The organism is Chitinophaga sancti, assembly GCF_034087045.1.
In the GTDB taxonomy this organism is placed as follows: domain Bacteria; phylum Bacteroidota; class Bacteroidia; order Chitinophagales; family Chitinophagaceae; genus Chitinophaga; species Chitinophaga sancti_B.
Genome location: NZ_CP139247.1, coordinates 6,895,749 through 6,914,270, shown reverse-complemented (window position 1 = coordinate 6,914,270; position 18,522 = coordinate 6,895,749). Strand labels below are relative to the sequence as shown.

15 protein-coding genes are annotated in these 18,522 nt (G+C 44.5%); 9 read left to right on the top strand and 6 right to left on the bottom strand.

Features of this window, described 5'->3' with window-relative positions; all coding sequences use genetic code 11:
• The first annotated feature begins 1 nt into the window (after nt 1).
• Nucleotides 2–763: a nucleoside triphosphate pyrophosphohydrolase gene (mazG, locus tag SIO70_RS27790; protein ID WP_320576367.1), complete on the top strand. Its 762-nt coding sequence runs from the start codon at nt 2–4 to the stop codon at nt 761–763.
• On the top strand, nt 757–4,527 hold the full coding sequence (locus SIO70_RS27785) for a HAMP domain-containing sensor histidine kinase (RefSeq protein ID WP_320576365.1): 3,771 nt from the start codon (nt 757–759) through the stop codon (nt 4,525–4,527). Before mazG ends, SIO70_RS27785 begins: the two co-directional genes overlap by 7 nt.
• 104 nt (nt 4,528–4,631) lie before the next feature.
• On the opposite strand, the gene plsX is transcribed toward SIO70_RS27785, so the two are convergent.
• From plsX to SIO70_RS27770, 3 genes are all read right to left on the bottom strand, one after another.
• Nucleotides 4,632–5,573 carry a phosphate acyltransferase PlsX gene (plsX, locus tag SIO70_RS27780; protein WP_320576362.1) on the bottom strand — a complete coding sequence of 314 codons (942 nt, stop codon included), beginning with the start codon at nt 5,571–5,573 and terminating at the stop codon, nt 4,632–4,634.
• 42 nt (nt 5,574–5,615) lie between these two features.
• Nucleotides 5,616–5,810, bottom strand: a complete 195-nt coding sequence (gene rpmF, locus SIO70_RS27775) for a 50S ribosomal protein L32 (RefSeq protein WP_072356725.1) — start codon at nt 5,808–5,810, stop codon at nt 5,616–5,618.
• Between the two features lie 66 nt (nt 5,811–5,876).
• On the bottom strand, nt 5,877–6,410 hold the full coding sequence (locus SIO70_RS27770; protein ID WP_320576359.1) for a DUF177 domain-containing protein: 534 nt from the start codon (nt 6,408–6,410) through the stop codon (nt 5,877–5,879).
• A gap of 192 nt (nt 6,411–6,602) precedes the next feature.
• On the opposite strand from SIO70_RS27770, the gene SIO70_RS27765 reads away from it, so the two are divergent.
• Nucleotides 6,603–8,612: an ATP-binding protein gene (locus SIO70_RS27765; protein WP_320576358.1), complete on the top strand. Its 2,010-nt coding sequence runs from the start codon at nt 6,603–6,605 to the stop codon at nt 8,610–8,612.
• On the opposite strand, the gene SIO70_RS27760 is transcribed toward SIO70_RS27765, so the two are convergent.
• Nucleotides 8,613–9,491, bottom strand: coding sequence for a fructosamine kinase family protein (locus SIO70_RS27760; protein WP_320576357.1), 879 nt, complete (start codon nt 9,489–9,491; stop codon nt 8,613–8,615).
• Between the two features lie 17 nt (nt 9,492–9,508).
• Between SIO70_RS27760 and SIO70_RS27755 the strand changes: the two genes are divergently transcribed.
• Nucleotides 9,509–10,594, top strand: a complete 1,086-nt coding sequence (locus tag SIO70_RS27755; protein ID WP_320576356.1) for a DUF3810 domain-containing protein — start codon at nt 9,509–9,511, stop codon at nt 10,592–10,594.
• A 16-nt stretch (nt 10,595–10,610) separates the two neighbouring features.
• A complete protein-coding gene (locus SIO70_RS27750) occupies nt 10,611–13,223 on the top strand; it encodes an MGH1-like glycoside hydrolase domain-containing protein (RefSeq protein ID WP_320576354.1) in 2,613 nt (870 codons plus the stop codon).
• Nucleotides 13,224–13,315: 92 nt separating this feature from the next.
• On the opposite strand, the gene SIO70_RS27745 is transcribed toward SIO70_RS27750, so the two are convergent.
• The gene (locus tag SIO70_RS27745; protein WP_320576352.1) at nt 13,316–14,263 is read right to left on the bottom strand and encodes an arginase; all 948 of its coding nucleotides are present in this window, start codon (nt 14,261–14,263) and stop codon (nt 13,316–13,318) included.
• Between the two features lie 240 nt (nt 14,264–14,503).
• Here SIO70_RS27745 and SIO70_RS27740 point away from each other — a divergent pair, with 240 nt between their 5' ends.
• The 4 genes from SIO70_RS27740 (at nt 14,504) to SIO70_RS27725 (ending at nt 18,008) form a co-directional block, all read left to right on the top strand.
• Entirely contained in the window at nt 14,504–15,643 is a 1,140-nt protein-coding gene (locus SIO70_RS27740) for an acyl-CoA dehydrogenase (RefSeq protein WP_320576350.1), read from the top strand.
• A gap of 11 nt (nt 15,644–15,654) precedes the next feature.
• Nucleotides 15,655–15,984, top strand: a complete 330-nt coding sequence (locus SIO70_RS27735; RefSeq protein ID WP_320576348.1) for a hypothetical protein — start codon at nt 15,655–15,657, stop codon at nt 15,982–15,984.
• A gap of 71 nt (nt 15,985–16,055) precedes the next feature.
• The gene (locus SIO70_RS27730) at nt 16,056–16,733 is read left to right on the top strand and encodes a YggS family pyridoxal phosphate-dependent enzyme (RefSeq protein ID WP_320576345.1); all 678 of its coding nucleotides are present in this window, start codon (nt 16,056–16,058) and stop codon (nt 16,731–16,733) included.
• 39 nt (nt 16,734–16,772) lie between these two features.
• Complete coding sequence (locus SIO70_RS27725) at nt 16,773–18,008, top strand: TlpA disulfide reductase family protein (RefSeq protein WP_320576344.1); 1,236 nt, start codon at nt 16,773–16,775, stop codon at nt 18,006–18,008.
• Nucleotides 18,009–18,137: 129 nt separating this feature from the next.
• Here SIO70_RS27725 and SIO70_RS27720 read toward each other — a convergent pair whose 3' ends face one another.
• On the bottom strand, nt 18,138–18,440 hold the full coding sequence (locus SIO70_RS27720; RefSeq protein ID WP_320576342.1) for a YtxH domain-containing protein: 303 nt from the start codon (nt 18,438–18,440) through the stop codon (nt 18,138–18,140).
• Between the last annotated feature and the right edge of the window lie 82 nt (nt 18,441–18,522).

Here is an 18,522-nt window from a genome sequence, read left to right as displayed (position 1 = left end):
AATGGAAAATAACGCGGCCTTCGAACGGCTACTCAGTATTATGGATGATCTCAGGGAAAAATGCCCCTGGGATAGAAAACAAACCATCCACACCCTGCGTCAGCAATCTATTGAAGAATTATATGAACTGGCAGACGCTATCACCACTTCCGACTGGAAAGCCATTAAGGAAGAACTGGGCGACCTGCTGCTCCATATCGTTTTTTATGCCAAAATAGGAGCCGAACAAGGGCAGTTTACCATGACAGACGTGATCAACGGCATCTGTGAAAAACTCATCTTCCGCCATCCGCACATCTATGGCGATGTCAAAGCCGAAGATGAGGAAGCCGTTAAACAAAACTGGGAAAAACTGAAACTGAAAGAAGGTAAAACCTCTGTACTCAGTGGTGTACCTGTATCCCTACCCGCGCTGGTAAAGGCAATGCGCCTGCAATCCAAGGCCAAAACTGTCGGTTTTGAGTGGGATACTACAGAGCAGGTATGGGATAAAGTGAAAGAAGAAGTACAGGAACTAGAAGAAGTAGTGGCTACGGGCAATCAAGACGAAATTGAAGGGGAATTCGGGGATGTACTCTTTTCCCTGGTCAACTATTCACGTTTTCTGAAGATTGATGCAGAAAATGCACTGGAACGTACCAACAAAAAATTTATCAGCCGCTTCCAATATATTGAAATGAAAGCGGCCGAAAAAGGCAAATCTTTGGATGAAATGACGCTGGGTGAAATGGATGAACTCTGGAACGAAGCAAAAAAATGCTAGACATTAAAGAAATACGACTTTTCTTCATCCGACACGGATACCTACTGATCGTAGCAGCCTGGCTGTTTACCTTTTCCTTCCTGTTCAGTAACTACTGGTCCTACTATTCCTCCCCCATGGGAGTGAAGCGTAGCCTGGAAAAAAGTATCTCCCAGCGGGAAGCGTCTTTTGAAAAAATAATCAAAGATCAGTTTCTGCTCAACCATCTTTTTTCACGCAATTACAATGAGAAGGAAATAAAAAGCCTGGATACAAAGGACTTTTATGTTTTTGCCTACGATAGCAGTGAGGCCGGCCGCTGGCTGGTATTCTGGAGCACCAATATGGTAACACCGGAGGAATGGCAGGTGCCGCTGGTGGATGGAAACCGTTTTGTAAAATTAAAGAACGGATATTATGAAGTGCTGTGCCGACGGGTGTTTAGTCCGGAGGCTGGGCATGAACGCTTTATGGTCGGTGTGATACCGGTCATGATGGAGTATAGTATTACGAACAATTACCTGGTCGATCACTTTTATGATAAACCTGCGCTGGGACGGGAATACAATATCAACCTCAAAGCCCCCGGCATACCCGTACTCAATGGCAAAGGGCTGATCCTTTTTTACCTGCACTACGACAGAACATTGGATACCAAGCCTCCTAACCTACTGAGTGTCATACTCAGAGTAATGGGTTGTTTCTGTGTATTGATCTTCATCAACCTCTTTGCCGCGACGCTGGCAAGACAAAAGAGCGCCCTGAATGGGTTTCTGTTCCTGCTGGCTGTCATTGTCGTATTCAGGTTATTGAGTTACCTGTACCCGTTTCCTTTCAACCTGCGAACACTCAATATCTTCACGCCTTTGATCTATGCAAAGGACGAGATCTTCCGATCGCTGGGCGACCTGTTGCTGAACGTATCGCTGACGTTTTGGTTGTTGCTGTTTTTCAGGCAGCATGTAAAATCCATCAAAGCGCCTCCGGTGAAGAATGCATGGCAGCAAAGAGGGGTGATCATTCTGAGTAGTTACATCATGTACGTGGTCGGACAGTTTTTGTCTGAGCTCATTCAGAGCCTGGTGATCGACTCCCGCATTTCTTTTGATGTGGCGAACCCATTCAGTCTGAATGAATACAGCATCATCGGTGCGATCATATTAGGGTTCATCGCGTTTAGCTTCCTCTTCTTTTCACAGATTGTGAATTCACTGCTCAATGAGTTGACCAGTTTCAGGCATCGTACCAAGTATGTATTCCTGGCGATAGTCGGCGTAGTGTGGCTGGTGTTCAGGATCCATAATCCGGAGATACATTATTCCATTGCTTTGGTGATATGGCTGATCATCTATGTGATCCTGCTGGATGCACTGGCATTTAAATTTGAGAATAGCCTGGCGACAGTGCCGTTTTTGTTCTGGTTGTTTTTGCTGACAATCACAACCTCTGCGGTGCTGGTGTATTACAACGATCAGAAGGAGCTGAGTCTGCGTGAAAGAATGGCGATAGAATTGTCGAAACAAAAGGACCCTTATCTGGAAATGTTGCTCACTGATGTAACAAAGCAGATGGAGCAGGATGAACTATTGCAATACTTTTTTCAACAGGCGAATGGGGGGAATATGCCGAGGAGTACCCTGGAGAATGAGTTGAAGCAAAAATATTTCAAAGGATACCTGGGTCGATTTAAGGTAGACATCTATGCCTTTGATGAGAACGGGATGCCGATTTATGGTGGCGACACCAGTTCTTTCTATTCACTGAGCAGGAAGATGCTGGTGGAATCAGAACTGATCGGGAACGATCTCTATTATAATGAAAGAGGATTCAATGATTATAGCTATATAGGTCAGAAAGATTTTTATCGCAATGGGGAGAAGGCAGGCTACCTGGTATATGAGCTGACACCAGCGGTGGTCAATTCACAACGATTGTATCCTGAATTGCTGGTGGATGGAGAAATCTATGACCCTGAAAAAGAGTCTAATGCGACCTATTCTTATGCGATTTATGACAAGGGGCAACTGGTAAATAATAACAATGATTACTCGTTTCCGGTCAAGTTGTACGATTCGGATATGCCTACAGATGAAGTGACGGTGAAGAAGGTGAATGGGTATTCGCTGATGTACTACAAAGCATCGAAAGACAAGGTAGTGATTGTGGCAAAAGAGATCCGGAGCTTTATAGAATTTATCACGCTCTTTGCGTACATGTTCTGCCTGTTCCTGTTGATCATTGCTATTTACAGGGTGCTGGATCTGTTGGTGAAAGCAAGGATGCGGATTGGCAACCTTAAATCACTGGTCAATATTAATATCAGGAGAAAGGTAACCGGGACCATTATTTTCATTGTGGTATTTGCATTTGTGATCCTGGGTCTGACCACGGTATTGTTCTTCATTGATCGTTCTGAAAGAGAGAATAAGGAACGTCTGAGCCATACGATCAATGAGGTGACGCATGAAGTGGAGAAGGTATTTGCAAATCAACGCATGTTTGATGACCTGGAGGATCTGTATGATCCGATATTCCAGGCCAGTTTGTCAGAATCTATAGGTGAGATTGCAGATGAGCGGGCGTTGGATATAAACATTTATGACAGGGATGGAAATTTGCAGGTAACAACGCAGCCACTGATTACAGAGAAAGGGTTGTTGTCGAGAAAAATAAATCCGGATGCGTATATGCAACTGGGGCGTCAGCAAAAGATCCAGTGGATACAGAAGGAGAAGATCGGTTCGATGGGGTACTTATCAGGCTATGCACCGTTGCGTAATAATGGAGAGATCTTCGCTTATCTGAATGTACCGTATTTTGCAACGCAAACGGAATTGAACCAGCAGATCTCCAACTTCTTAGTGGCGCTCATCAATTTCAATGCGTTTATATTCTTAATAGCAGGGTTATTAGCATTATTAATTACCAACTCTATTACAAAGTCATTCTCCTTAGTAACAGAGCGCTTGCGCCATGTGAGCTTAGGGCAGCAGAATGATGAGATAGAATGGGAAAAGGATGATGAGATCGGGGCTGTGGTAAAAGAATACAATAAGATGGTGAGAAAGCTCGAGGTGAGTGCGGCCAGATTGGCAAAGAGTGAGCGTGAAGGGGCGTGGAGAGAAATGGCGAGACAGGTGGCGCATGAGATCAAGAACCCGCTCACGCCTATGAAACTGAGTATTCAGTATCTGCAAAGAGCGATAGATAATGATGCTCCAAATGTAAAACAGCTGTCTACGAATGTAGCGCGTACGTTGGTAGAGCAGATAGAGCATCTGGCGAATATCGCATCAGATTTCTCTGCATTTGCAAGGATAGGGGAGGCGAATAGTGAGGTGTTGATGCTGAATGAGGTATTACATTCTCTGAAAGAGTTGTACCAAAGCCACGAACATAGTACAATTCAGTTCAATCATCCGGGGCATGCGTTTTATGTATTTGCAGATAAGACACAGATGAACCGGTTGTTTACCAATCTCCTGCAGAATGCGATACAGGCTATACCGGAAGAAAGAGAGGGGATCATCACCATCAATATGGAGGAGGAGGATCCGGGTTGGGTAGTGGTGAGTGTATCGGATAATGGGGATGGTATTCCGCCTGAGGTTCAGTCAAAAATATTTGTACCGAACTTTACAACAAAGAATTCAGGGACTGGTTTAGGGTTAGCGATGTGTAAGAATATAGTGGAGCAGGCGAGGGGAGAGATCTGGTTTGAGACACAGTTAACGGTCGGTACTACATTTTATGTAAAGTTGCCACTGTCGGCAAATCCTGTATAAAGAAACAAGGTCGGGCATTATGTCCGACCTTGTTTTTATACAACGTAAAAAAATACCAGCCTTGCGACTGGTATCAATAATTTTTAGTTCTAATAGGATGTAAATTATTTCACAAAGCTCTCCCGGATCTTCTCCAGCAGTTTCGTTTCGATCATTTGTTGAGCCAGCACAATCATATTCTTAAAGGCAGTATCTTTCGATATACCATGACCTATGATCACCGGCTTAGATACGCCTAATACAGGTGTACCGCCATAGCTCTGGAAGTTAAACCGGTCCATGTACTCATCATTAATATTCCGCTGTACTGCTATATCGTGCAGTGATTCAGCCATCTTGAGTACAACATTCCCCGTAAAACCTTCACATACAATGACATCAGCCTTGCCAGTCAGTACATCACGACCTTCCACATTGCCAATGAAATTTAAACCAGGGTGTTCTTTCAGCAAAGGATAAGTGGCTTGTGCCAGCAAATTACCTTTACCTTCCTCTTCTCCGATATTCAGCAGACCTACAGTAGGGTTACTTACATTCAGGATATGTTTGGAATAGAGAGACCCAAGTATTGCAAATTGGAGCAGGTTTTCTGCTTTACAATCGGCATTGATACCAACGTCGAGTAACAGCCCGATAGAGCCGTCCAATCTTGGCACTGGTGTAGATATCGTTGGTCGCTGAACCCCCTCAATCGCTTTGATGGAATAGAATGTTCCAACCATCATAGCGCCCGTATTTCCAGCACTGATGAAGGCATCAATCTTCCCGCTCTGTAACAGGTGAAACCCAATACTGATAGAAGAATGTTGCTTTTCCTTCAGCGCCTTGGTAGGATGTTCATTCATCCCAATAACCTGGGATGAATGAACAACTGAATATTTTGATTGGTCCAACTGTGCTTCAGATAATAAGGGAGCCAGGGCTGCCTCATCACCAATCAGCACCAGATGTGCATCTGCTGCAACAGTATCTAAAAATAATTTTACTCCTTTTACTGCTTCGACGGGGGCATAATCACCGCCCATCATATCTAGCCCGATTCTCATGAACGTTTAAATTTGTCTTTGCTCGGGGTAAAAATAGTAAAATTATTTAGCGCTGCTTTGTTTTTCCAATACAACTTTTCCTCTGTAGTACAGTTTATTCTCTACCCAGTGAGCACGATGTCTCAGGTGCACTTCACCAGTTGCGCTATCTGTGCTTAAAGTATCCGCAAAGGCCTTGTAATGCGTCCTTCTCTTAGCTGATCTTTGCTGAGAATGTCTGCGTTTCGGATTTGGCATCGTATTTAGTTTTTAATTGTCCTAGTTTAATGTTTCAATAAGTATCTTTTCCCTTAAGATCCCGGCTTAATTGCTCCGGAATTTGTCCAGGTCTTTCCAAATTGGATTGTCCTGAGCGTCAGATTGTTTGTTCATCTGGTCCAGCATTTCCAATACTTTCGGATCACATGTGCTTTTGCCATCCACATCCGGGTGTATCTTCTGCATAGGAATGCTCAGGTTGATGAATTCGTAAATCCATTCACCGACATTCAGGTGCGATTCCGTTCTCGAAATATAAGATACTTCCGGATCCTCATCACCTTCAATCTCCTCAGGATTCTCCACCATCTTCACCACCTGGGTAAAATCATCCCATAGCTGAAGATTAAATGGTTGCCCACAACGGTCACAAATTACGCTAACTGATCCGCCAATTTCAAACTTTAACAGGAAAAAATCGCTTTTCTTGTCCAAGGTCAGCTTTACTGTTGCTTTACAGTCGCTGAAATCCTGCGGTCCGTAGTTTTCAAAAAAACTATCCGTAACTTGGTATTCAAATGTATGCTCTCCGGGTTTGAGCCCCACAAAGGCAATTTCAAATTGACGGAGTTGTTTCATAATAAAATCCTCACTTTTAGAGGGATGCAAAGGTAACCAAATATTTGCAAATGCAAAAATTTCCTACATTCGCTTTTTCACATCTGCCTGAATTATAGGTTTGTACAGCTAGATTAGTGAAAACCAATTAATTAATTATTATATTCGTGCTGTATAAAATCAGCATCACTGTACACTTTCCATTCATAACCAATGGCCCGGATCAAAGGTACGAGAAAACATCCCATTACCCGAAGCATTTCGCCGCCGGACATATTTTCACTGCCAATCAGCGTCTATTTCCAGCACACCAATGCCGGTATCCTACTCCTCGATGCGGAGCAGCACCTCGTGTGGGTAAACGCTGTATTTCAACAATATACAGGAAAAGATATTGACCTGCTGCCTGGTTTGCCCTTTGCTACCATCGTCCGGCACCTGGCCAGGGGGGCCCGGAATCCTGAAGCCTTTCTGGCCACCGTAGAAGACCTGGTAAAACAGAAAAATCCCTACTTTGGACAGGAACTCCTTTTTTCCGACAGCCGCATTTTCGAACTGAACTATACGCCGCTCTGGCACAACGGGGTCTTTAATGGCAGCATGTGGAAGGTAACTGACATTTCACGCCGGCAACTACAGCAGGCAACCCTGGAGCAGGCCCGGCAGCAGGCTGAAGAGGCCCGGGGTGCACAAAAAGAATTTCTGGCCAGCATGAGCCACGAAATTCGTACCCCCCTCAATGTCATTATCGGTATGACCCACCTGCTGGAAGAAACGAACCTCGACGGCCGTCAGCAGGACTATATCAATATATTAAAACATAGTTCCAATATCCTCCTGGGACTGATTTCCGATATTCTTGATATCTCCAAGATCGAAGCAGGGGAGTTTCAGGTCAATCAGCGGGAGTTTAACCTCACCGACCTGGTACATTCTCTCCGGCACACTTTTGAGCTCAAACTGGGTCAGCGTCCTGTAAAAATTTCTGCGACTATCGATACCCTTATCCAGAATCGGCTGGTCGGAGACGATACGCTTTTGAACCAAATCCTGATGAACCTGTTAGGTAATGCAGAAAAATTTACGCCGGAAGGGGAGATTGCCATCCGCGTGACCCCGGAAAGCTGGCAGGACGACAAAGTGTGGGTACGCTTTCGTATATGTGATACGGGTATCGGCATCAGTAAAGACAAACTGGAACTGATCTTTAAAAATTATAAACAGGCAGAACAGGAAATCAAGGAAAAATATGGCGGCACCGGTCTGGGACTCGCCATTTCCAAACAACTGATTGAACTACAGGGCGGTACCATCAGTGTGGAAGAAGTACCGGGCTACAATACCTGTTTTTCGTTCAACCTGCCCTTTATCGATACCCGGAAGTCGGCCGTCACCACACCCAGAGCTGGATCGCGCCATAAACAGGCCAGTTTTTCAGGATCAAGTGTACTTGTGATTGAGGACAATGCGATGAACCTTCATTACATTAACTGCCTGCTGGAAAAATATAACGTGCAGCACCAGCTGGCCACCAATGGCCCGGATGCACTTTATTTTTTGAATTCAAGACAGTATGACCTGGTCCTGATCGATATCCGGATTCCCGGACTCAACGGCCTGGAGCTGGCTGGCCTGATCCGTGAAGATGAAGATAAACCGAACGTAGCTACTCCACTGGTAGCCACTACTGCCCTCGCCATGGAAAGTACTTTTACCCAGGCAAGGCAGGCCGGTATCACCGATATACTAACGAAACCGTATACCCCCGATCAATTGTTACAGGTGTTGAATAAATACCTGAATGAAGACGAAACTGAACTTATAATGGAAGAAACAAACAACATGTCTGGTTTTGAGTTCCACAAGGACCTGGATGTAAAGTACCTCAATACCCTGTATGAGAACAATATTTCGTACGCGGCGGATCTCTTTGAAATATTTTTGAAAACGATCAGGGAAGAACTGGTGAAGATTCAGGCTTTAGTAAATGCACGGGATTGGGAACTCCTGAAATTTCAGGTGCACAAACTGAAACCCAATTTCTCTATGGTGGGACTTACATGGATTAGTGCCCGTATGCAGAACCTGGAAAATACATTGAATGCAAATACAGTGCTGCCTCCTGAAGAGGTAGATGCGCTGTTTGCCAATATTTCGGAAGAAGTGGAAAAATTCTATCCAATTATTGAGGCAGAGTACGATAGAATGAAGATCTACCAGTAATCAGAATTCGTCAAGAATTTCTTTCACATTATTATAATAGCTACCTCCGAATAAGAGCAGGTGCACCATGAGCGGATATAACTGGCACACACCAATTCTGGACTGCCATCCTTCAGCCAGCGGATACATGGATTGATAGCTGAAGTAAAAGCGGGTATCAAAACCACCAAACAGTCTGGTCATAGCCAGGTCCATTTCCCTGTTTCCATAATATACCGCAGGGTCGTACACACATGCCTTGCCATCTTTGCCCACCATGAAGTTACCTGACCAGAGGTCACCATGCAGTAATGCTGGCTTTTCGTCGGGAAACATAGCTGGCAGCTGCTTCCACAGGTGCTCCATCTGTACTACCATTGCCTTGTCCATCACCTGCTGGTCATAGGCCGCCCTGGTAAGTGGTTGTAACCTGTTAAAGGCGTAGAACACCGGCCAGCTGCTATAAGGCGTATTGTATTGCTTGAGGGTACCGATGTAATTGGTCTCCTGAAATCCGTAGTATGTCTGCGTCTGGCGATGTACTCTTGACAGGCTTGCACCGAAGTTTTCCCAGAAGTCAGGCGTCACGCCGCCTTTTTCCATAAACTCAGTGACCAGGAAACCTTTGTCACCCACGGTACCTGTGGCCAGAGGCCTGGGTACGGATATGGCATTGGTATTACGGAGTATATTGAGTCCGTTCAGTTCCCGCAGGAACATGTCAGGATAGATATGCGCATCGTTCATTTTCAGAAACAACGTTCCGTCAGATGTGGAGAGCTTATATGTTTCGTTAATATCTCCACCGGATATTTTTTCTGCGCAATTAATGTGTATTTTCACTCCTGACTGGCAGGAAAGCGCTGTCGTAAGTTCGTCCAATAAGATCTCATCTGTCATTTTACGCGCTGATTAGTATGGATACAAATACAAAGATAAGGCACATAGGAGTACGTATTTTGGTAACAATATTGTGCATCATTATTTTGAAGGGACTGTTCATATTCAGCCATCATTTTGAAGGGTGGTATTTTCATAGGTTCTACTTTTGGATAAGTAACTTATTAAGGGCGGCATTGGGATCCATACCCTTTAGTGTTGGCGACGTAATTTATGCTGCCTGGGTTATAACAGGTAGCATTTATTTGTTAAAATTATGTTATAAACTGATCAAAACCCAATGGAAGGAAAGTTTTTTATACTTTCTGAAGGGAATAAGTGCTGTTTCGACATTATATCTTGCCTTCCTGGTGTTGTGGGGATTTAACTATGACCGTTACTCGCTGGAAAAAGATATGCAACTGGAAGTAAATGAGTACGGTACGGAGCAATTGTATAAACTGGCAGATACCCTGTTGCAACAGGTAAATGCGAACAGGATAGAAATGGGTGATACACTTTACGCCACACGCCCGGGGGCGGACAGTGCACAGCTCTTTCAGCGGGCAGTGGTCGCCTATGATCAGGCGGCAAAGCAGTGGCCGGTGCTGAAATATACGCATCCCTGTCTCAAGACTTCCCTGTATGGTACCTGGATGAATTATATGAATGTAGGGGGCTACCTCAATCCCTTTACCGGCGAAGCACAGGTAAATGCTACTACGCCGGGTTTTATGCACCCGTTTACGATTTGTCATGAAGTGGCACATCAATTGGGATATGGGGCGGAAGAAGAGGCTAATTTTGTCGGTTACCTCGTAGCAGGTCATGCAAAGGATGTCCGGTTCAGATACGCTGCTAATTTCGAGATGTTTATGTACAGTATCAGGCAGTTGCGCTGGCAGGATACCACCATGGCGAAGAATTTGTGGCAGAAAGCCGTACCCGGTGTGCATGAAGATTACCATCAGTTAAAGAATTTCTATCGCAGATATAGCAGCCCGGTAGATGATTATACTTCTATGATTTATGATCAGTACCTGAAGGCGAATAAACAGGAAAAAGGAATACGTAGTTATAGTGAAGTAGTGGGATGGCTGGTAGCCTACTTCCACATTCACTGATTAAAAGCAGCATACGATGAATCAGGAACAACAACGCCTTCAGATAAAAGGCTGGAAGAAATGGGGATCTTATGTGAGTGACAGACAATGGGGAACTGTACGCGAAGATTATAGCGGTAGCGGCAGTTCATGGGATTATACAACGCATGATATGGCGAGAAGTAAAGCGTGGAGATGGGGGGAGGAAGGAATTGGGGGAATTTGCGATGAAAGACAGCTTTTGTGTTTTTCACTGGCTTTCTGGAATAAGAAAGACCCTATTCTGAAAGAACGCTTCTTCGGACTGAACAATGCTGAAGGGAATCATGGGGAGGATGTAAAGGAACTCTATTACTACCTGGATGCAACACCCACACACTCCTATATGAAAATGCTGTATAAATATGTACAGCAGGAATATCCTTACCAACAACTGGTACAGGAGAATGCCCGGAGGAGCAAGGCGGAAGAGGAGTATGAGCTGATTGATACCGGGCTTTTTAATGAAGATAAATACTTTGACATCTTCATAGAATATGCAAAGGAGGATATGGATGATGTGCTTGTCAAAATCACGATTCATAACAGAAGTAATGAGGATGCACCTTTAACAGTATTGCCTACTGTATGGTTCCGGAATACATGGGTGTGGGGGCGCAGACCTTATAAACCTGCTTTGTGGCAGGAGGATGCTACTACTATTCGGTTCGATCATGAGAAATTACAGGTACAGTACCTGTACCAGGAAGGAGGGCAGGAGATGCTGTTTTGTGAAAATGAATCCAACAATAAAAGATTGTATAATATAGATTCCATCACACCTTATGCAAAGGATGGGATCAATGATTATATCCTGCATGGTGCATCTTCTGTAAATCCTGATAAAAAGGGTACGAAGGCTGCGGTGCATTATGATATTTCTGTGCCGGCACATGGTTCTCATACTATTAAATTAAGATTAACGGATAAGGCCAAGGAACAACCTTTTGCAGGTTTTGATGATCTCTTTGCTGCGAAGATTGCAGATGCAAATGCATACTATGAAGAATTGCAGGCAGAGATTAAAGATGAAGATGAAAAGCTGATACAGCGTCAGGCATTAGCAGGTATGCTGTGGAATAAACAGTTCTACTACTACAAAGTACAGCGCTGGCTGGAAGGCGATCCTTCACAACCGGCACCGCCTCCGGAACGCTGGAATGGCCGCAATAAAGAATGGAAACATCTTGTGAATGAAGATATCATTTCCGTACCTGATAAATGGGAGTTTCCCTGGTATGCGGCGTGGGATCTGGCTTTCCATTGTGTGACCCTGGCGATGGTGGATCCGGATTTTGCAAAGCAACAATTATTGTTGTTGACAGAGGAGTGGTACATGCATCCTTCAGGAGAGTTTCCTGCATATGAGTGGGCGTTTGGAGATGTGAATCCACCTGTACATGCAGGCGCGGTATACCGTGTGTTTAAGCAGGATGCGGCATTAAAGGGGGAGAAGGATTATCATTTTCTCGAAGCATTGTTTCATAAATTACTGATCAATTTCACATGGTGGGTGAACAGGAAAGATAGTAATGGGAGTAACATTTTTGAAGGTGGCTTCCTGGGATTAGATAATATAGGTGCGTTTGACAGAAGTCTGCCATTGCCGAATGGTATTCGTGAAGAGCAGGCAGATGCAACCAGTTGGATGGCGACGTATGCCTTGAATATGTTGCACATTTCATTAGAATTGTGTAATCATAATAAGGTCTACAATGGTATGGCGACGAAGTTCTTTGAGCACTTTATGTACATAGCTGGTGCAATGGCGAGTATGGGTACGGGGAATAGTGGGTTGTGGGATGACGAAGATGAGTTCTTTTATGATCAGTTACGGGCGCCGGATAATCGTATTGTGAAGTTGAAGTTCAGAAGTATGGTAGGATTGATTCCTCTTTGTGCGGTGGAAGTTATTTCAAAAGAAGCGTTGGCAAATAACCCTGTTTTTGCGGAACGCATGTCCTGGTTTTTACGACACAGGCCAGACCTGGCACAGCTGGTATCAAGGTGGTATGAGGAGGGGAAGGAGAATAAACATTTGCTGAGTTTATTGCGTGGGCATCGTATGAAGCGGTTGTTGTACAGGATGCTGGATGAAACGGAGTTTCTGAGCGAGTATGGAATAAGGTCATTGTCTAAAAAATATGAGGCGGATCCTTATCGGCTGTATGAAAATGGAACAGAATTAATCGTAAAATATGTACCGGGAGAAAGTGATACGATCACTTATGGAGGTAATTCTAACTGGCGGGGCCCTGTGTGGATACAGATGAATTTCTTGCTGATAGAGAGTTTGCGTAAGTTTCACTATTTCTATACAGATGATTTCAGGATAGAATATCCGACATCTTCCGGTTGTTATTATTCATTGAAGGAAGTGGGTACCTTGCTGGCGGATCGGTTATTAAAGATATTCAGGAAGGATGAACATGGTCGCAGGCCGGTGTTTGGGAATAATGAGAAATTGCAGAGCGATCCGCATTTTGCTGATTTGATACAATTTCATGAATATTTTCATGGAGATAGCGGGAAAGGGTTGGGTGCTGCGCATCAGACGGGTTGGACCGGGTTGGTGGCGAACCTGATCAGGATGAAGCATACGAATCCGTGATAAATGCGGAAGGGATTATTTTTGCCTCTGGCAAAAAATAATCCCTTCCGCGCAAAAAAAGGCGTTTACCGAAGGTAAACGCCTTTTTTTTGCTAATTCATCAACAGCACATTCACACTTCGCTGCAATATATTAAAGGCAATCTCCGCCATTAAATTCTCTTTATCCAACGTCGGATTCACTTCCGTTATCTCAAAACAACATATCTTTCTATGCTGCATAAACTTCGCTATCAGATCTTCTACCTCCCTCTCTCGTAGCCCATTCGTCACCGGTGTACCGGTTCCTTTCGAAATAGAACTATCCAAACTATCCACATCAAACGACACGTATATATACTCGCAATCACTCAAATACCTAAACACCGCTCTCGCCACCTGCTCCGCACCCTTTCTCCTCACTTCATTGGTAGTAATCACCTTCATCCCATACTGCTTTATCAACGCCTCTTCCTCCTTCTCATAGTCACGTAATGAAATAAACACAATATCCTCCGGCAATACTTTCGGCGCAATCCCGCCAATATTTTTAAGTGCCTCCCACTGTTTCACCGTATTATCATCCAGATCATGCACCTTACAATCCAGGTTATCTTCTGCAATTGAAATTGCCACCGGCATCCCATGCATATTCCCTGAAGGCGTAGTATACGGCGTATGTAAATCCGCATGCGCGTCAATCCAGATCGCTCCTATCTTCGCCTTCGGCCTCGCCATCTTCAACCCTGCAATGGTAGCTCCCGCCGTACTATGATCTCCTGATAAAACAACCGGAAACCAATTCGCCTTCACTGTTTCACACACACTCTTACTGATCCTTTCATACAAAGTCAGGGTACCTTTAATCCTTTTTGCATAAGGGGATTCTATCGGTTCAAAGAGCAGCTTATTTTCTGTCTCAATTGTTTCAGTAGGGAAATGCACAAAAAAGTTGCTCATGAAGTCCAGCGCAGCTATCTTGATCGCTTCCACACCCAGGCTGGCGCCACGTGTTCCCGCGCCAATCTCTGATTTCACCTCAATGATCTTAATATTTTTCATAAAAGGATGTTATTCCTGTTTAGCAAGCTAATGGTTTTTAAATGAACGGGCAGCCGGTTAAACTGTGGAGGTATATACATACCCGCGTGAAAACATATAATAATTCCAATAAGGGACAGCTATCTTCAAATAATCTTTAATATTTTCATGATAAAAATGGATAAAGACTAAATGTGGAATTCAGAAGTATAAAAACAATAAATTCGTTTATATCAATAACTCCAACAAAACGTAAATTCCATGGACTTTCAACTCACTGAAGAGCACCTGATGATTCAAAAGGCAGCCCGGGACTTCGCACAAAATGAACTTTTACCCGGCGTCATAGAAAGAGATGAGAAACAAATATACCCCGCAGCGCAGATCAAAAAACTGGGAGAGTTGGGATTTCTCGGAATGATGGTAGATCCAAAATATGGAGGTGCCGGCCTGGACACGATCTCCTATGTGCTGGCTATGGAGGAGATCTCCAAAATAGATGCTTCCACCTCTGTATGTATGAGCGTAAATAATTCATTAGTTTGCTGGGGCCTGGAGCAGTATGGTACCGAGGAACAGAAACAGCAGTACCTGGTACCCCTTGCCACAGGTGAAATCACCGGTGCATTTTTGCTCAGCGAGCCTGAAGCCGGCTCCGATGCCACCTCACAGCGCACCACTGCCGAAGATAAGGGCGATTTTTACCTCCTCAATGGTACGAAAAACTGGATCACGAATGGTAGCAGTGCAAGTGTGTACCTTGTAATCGCTCAGACCCACCCTGACAAGAACAGCAAAGGCATCAATGCCCTGATCGTAGAAAAGAACAGTCCCGGTGTCACAGTAGGGGCCAAGGAAAATAAAATGGGGATCAGGGGTAGTGATACCCACAGCATTATGTTCCAGGACGTAAAAGTACCTAAGCAGAACAGGATAGGAGAAGATGGATTCGGTTTTAAGTTCGCCATGAAAACACTGGCGGGTGGCCGTATCGGCATTGCTTCCCAGGCATTGGGTATCGCTTCCGGCGCTTACGAATTAGCAGTCAACTACTCCAAACAACGCAAGGCTTTCGGTAAAGAAATCAGTCAACATCAGGCCATCCAGTTTAAACTGGCGGATATGGCTACCCGTATAGAAGCATCGCGGTTGCTATGTTTCAGGGCAGCCTGGGAGAAAGATCAACATAAAGATTATACCCTCAGTGGCTCGATGGCGAAAGTGTTTGCCTCGGAAACAGCGATGTGGGTTACGACAGAGGCAGTGCAGGTTCATGGTGGATATGGCTATGTGAAAGAGTACCATGTAGAGCGCCTGATGAGGGATGCCAAGATCACACAGATCTATGAAGGTACCAGTGAGGTGCAGCGGATCGTGATCGGGCGCAGTATACTCGGCTAAAACCCAATTTTATGTCTAATAAACAAGATTCCTCCAACGATTTCACCCATTTCCTGATAATAACAGTGCTCGCGATTGTTATTTCCATTCCTTTTATTTTTATCGCACCTTCAGCAGCAGCAGTGGCATTTATGATTGCATTGGTATCGCTGAATAATGCTATCGGTAATAAAAAAGGTAAAGGAGGGAAGGAAGACGGCGATATCGATGGAGGAACCTTTATAGATAATACAGTACCTGACAATAGCGGACCCGATTTCAGTGGATTGGATGATTCCACACCGTCATTGGATAATACTGGTATGACGAGTCATCATAGTCATGCCAGCCGTACTGACTAAGCCCCCCGCAAGGTAAGACCCAAAAAGAATTCCCTCTTGCCACCACAGGCCACAATTACTACCTTTGCGGCATGTCAGTAAATTTACCCGCTTATAACAAGATCATCGGCGAACTGGCCCCTCATAAGGCTAAACTCGTCGCGGTTTCCAAAGTAAAACCAGCCTCCGACATACAGGCGCTGTATGATGCCGGTCAGCGTATTTTTGGCGAAAACTACGTACAGGAGTTGCAGGAAAAACACCCTGTACTTCCAAACGATATTGAATGGCATTTCATCGGCCACCTCCAATCGAACAAGGTAAAATACATCGCTCCCTTCGTTTCCATGATCCACGCAGTTGATAGCCTGCGCCTGCTGGAAGAAATCAATAAACAGGCAGCTAAAAGTAATCGTACCATCCGTTGCCTCCTTCAGGTGCACATCGCCGAAGAAGAGACCAAATTCGGCCTGGACGAAAACGAACTCACCGACCTCCTCACGCAATGGAAAGCGCAGGCAGATAAATTCAAAAATATCCTGATTGCCGGCTTTATGGGCATGGCTACCAACACCGATAACCCCGATCAGGTAAGAGCTGAATTCAGGCACTTAAAAGACCTGCAAACACAGCTTAAAGCTACCTTTGCACCAGAAGGGGAGGCGCTCACCGAACTTTCCATCGGCATGTCCGGCGATTACACCATCGCGCTCGAAGAAGGAAGTACCATGGTCCGTATCGGCAGCATGCTTTTTGGCGCGCGGTATTAATTCCCTATCTTTACCCCACAAAACTAATAGACTATACTCATGCTTAAGCATTGTTGGTTACTGGCGTTACTGCCAGCATTTATGTTCGGTAAAAGCCTGGAAAAAGGGAACCTGCCTGCCGGCACCTGGAAAGGTAGCCTGCATCGTGCAGATGGCGCAGATATCGTGTTTAACTTTGAAGTGAAGGACAGTGCGCATAAGAAAGTGATCTATATCCTCAATGCGAAGGATCGCATGCTCGTAGACGATGTGAAACTGAAAGGCGATTCTGTATTCATCAAAATGCCGTTCTTCGATTCCGAATTCAAAGCTGCCATCAGGAATGGCGGTCTGGAAGGGGTATGGGTGCGTCATCTGCCTGCCGGAGAGGTGACGATTCCTTTTACTGCTGCATACAATGTGAAAGAACGCTTTCATGCACAAGCACCTCCTACACTCAATATAACCGGTCGCTATGCTACCTGGTTCTTTAACGCAAATAAACCAGATTCTTCTTACGCTGTTGGTGAATTTAAACAAACCGGCAGCAAGGTAACAGGTACCTTCCTCACGTCTACAGGCGACTACCGTTTCCTGGAAGGTATTGTAGACGGGGATAGTCTGAAACTCTCTACTTTCGATGGTTCCCATGCTTACTACTTTACTGCATTGGTAAAAGACGGTTATCTTGAAAATGGCACCTTCTATGCCGGCATTGGTGCCGGTAAAGAACAATGGGTAGCCCGCAAAGATGATAAAGCTGCATTGCCTGATGAACGTTCTCTGGCCACTACCAAACCGGGGAATAACCGCCTCGATTTTACCTTCCCTGATATGAATGGTAAAAAAGTAAGCATCAATGATAAGCGTTTTACAGGCAAAGTAGTGGTGATCACTTTGATGGGTAGCTGGTGTCCAAACTGTATGGATGAAACCGGTTTCTTAAGTACCTGGTACAAGGAAAATAAAGCCCGTGGGGTAGAAGTAATTGGTCTTTCTTATGAAAGAACGACTGATTTTGCAACATCTCAGAAAGCCCTTGCAGGATTCCTGAAAAGATTCGATGTGACTTATCCAGTATTGATCACAGGTGTAACACCGGGAGATCCGCAAAAAGCAGAAAAGACATTGCCACAGTTGACGGGAATCAAAGGGTTCCCGACGACTATTTTTATAGATAAAAAAGGAAATGTGAAGGAAGTGCATACTGGTTTTTCCGGGCCTGGTACGGGAGAGCACTATGAGGCGTTTAAGAAGGAATTCAATGCACTCATTAATTCATTATTAGTGGAATAAAAAAGTTCACTGGCTATAAATAACGCTTATTTTTCATGAAATAAGGTTTACCTGCCATAAAATAGAGAGGTCCTGCTCACTCAGCAGGACCTCTCTATTTTATTCGCGTGGCCATCCGTTTATGTGCTTTTAGGAAAGCGCCTCTTTCTTAAACTTTGTATAAGATTGATTGCTTTCATCTATAATCTTCAGTACACGTTCCTTCACATCATCTTTCAAGCCTGTCGTTTCGTTTTCGAAGATATATTTCAGCTCTGACAAACCATCCGCACCTTTTCCAACTATACGTCTGAAACGATTATTCACATCATGAGCCGACCTTCTGATTCTTTTCCTTGTTTCTTCACCACTATCTGGTGCTGTCAATATTCCGATTGCAACTCCTGCTGCCAATCCTGCTAATGCGCCGTATATTAACTTCATTGTGCTCATAAAAATAGTTTAAAAGGTTAAACAAAATGCATGTATTGTGTGCCAAATATCAGGCCAGACACGGCCTGTTGAATGTGAAAAT

Coding starts and splice junctions, on each gene's coding strand:
- SIO70_RS27720 (WP_320576342.1), bottom strand. CDS start 18,440: ATGAGCACAATGAAGTTAATATACGGCGCATTAGCAGGATTGGCAGCA.
- SIO70_RS27750 (WP_320576354.1), top strand. CDS start 10,611: ATGAATCAGGAACAACAACGCCTTCAGATAAAAGGCTGGAAGAAATGG.
- SIO70_RS27760 (WP_320576357.1), bottom strand. CDS start 9,491: ATGACAGATGAGATCTTATTGGACGAACTTACGACAGCGCTTTCCTGC.
- SIO70_RS27735 (WP_320576348.1), top strand. CDS start 15,655: ATGTCTAATAAACAAGATTCCTCCAACGATTTCACCCATTTCCTGATA.
- SIO70_RS27725 (WP_320576344.1), top strand. CDS start 16,773: ATGCTTAAGCATTGTTGGTTACTGGCGTTACTGCCAGCATTTATGTTC.
- mazG (WP_320576367.1), top strand. CDS start 2: ATGGAAAATAACGCGGCCTTCGAACGGCTACTCAGTATTATGGATGAT.
- SIO70_RS27730 (WP_320576345.1), top strand. CDS start 16,056: ATGTCAGTAAATTTACCCGCTTATAACAAGATCATCGGCGAACTGGCC.
- SIO70_RS27770 (WP_320576359.1), bottom strand. CDS start 6,410: ATGAAACAACTCCGTCAATTTGAAATTGCCTTTGTGGGGCTCAAACCC.
- SIO70_RS27755 (WP_320576356.1), top strand. CDS start 9,509: ATGGATACAAATACAAAGATAAGGCACATAGGAGTACGTATTTTGGTA.
- rpmF (WP_072356725.1), bottom strand. CDS start 5,810: ATGCCAAATCCGAAACGCAGACATTCTCAGCAAAGATCAGCTAAGAGA.
- SIO70_RS27785 (WP_320576365.1), top strand. CDS start 757: ATGCTAGACATTAAAGAAATACGACTTTTCTTCATCCGACACGGATAC.
- SIO70_RS27745 (WP_320576352.1), bottom strand. CDS start 14,263: ATGAAAAATATTAAGATCATTGAGGTGAAATCAGAGATTGGCGCGGGA.
- SIO70_RS27765 (WP_320576358.1), top strand. CDS start 6,603: ATGGCCCGGATCAAAGGTACGAGAAAACATCCCATTACCCGAAGCATT.
- plsX (WP_320576362.1), bottom strand. CDS start 5,573: ATGAGAATCGGGCTAGATATGATGGGCGGTGATTATGCCCCCGTCGAA.
- SIO70_RS27740 (WP_320576350.1), top strand. CDS start 14,504: ATGGACTTTCAACTCACTGAAGAGCACCTGATGATTCAAAAGGCAGCC.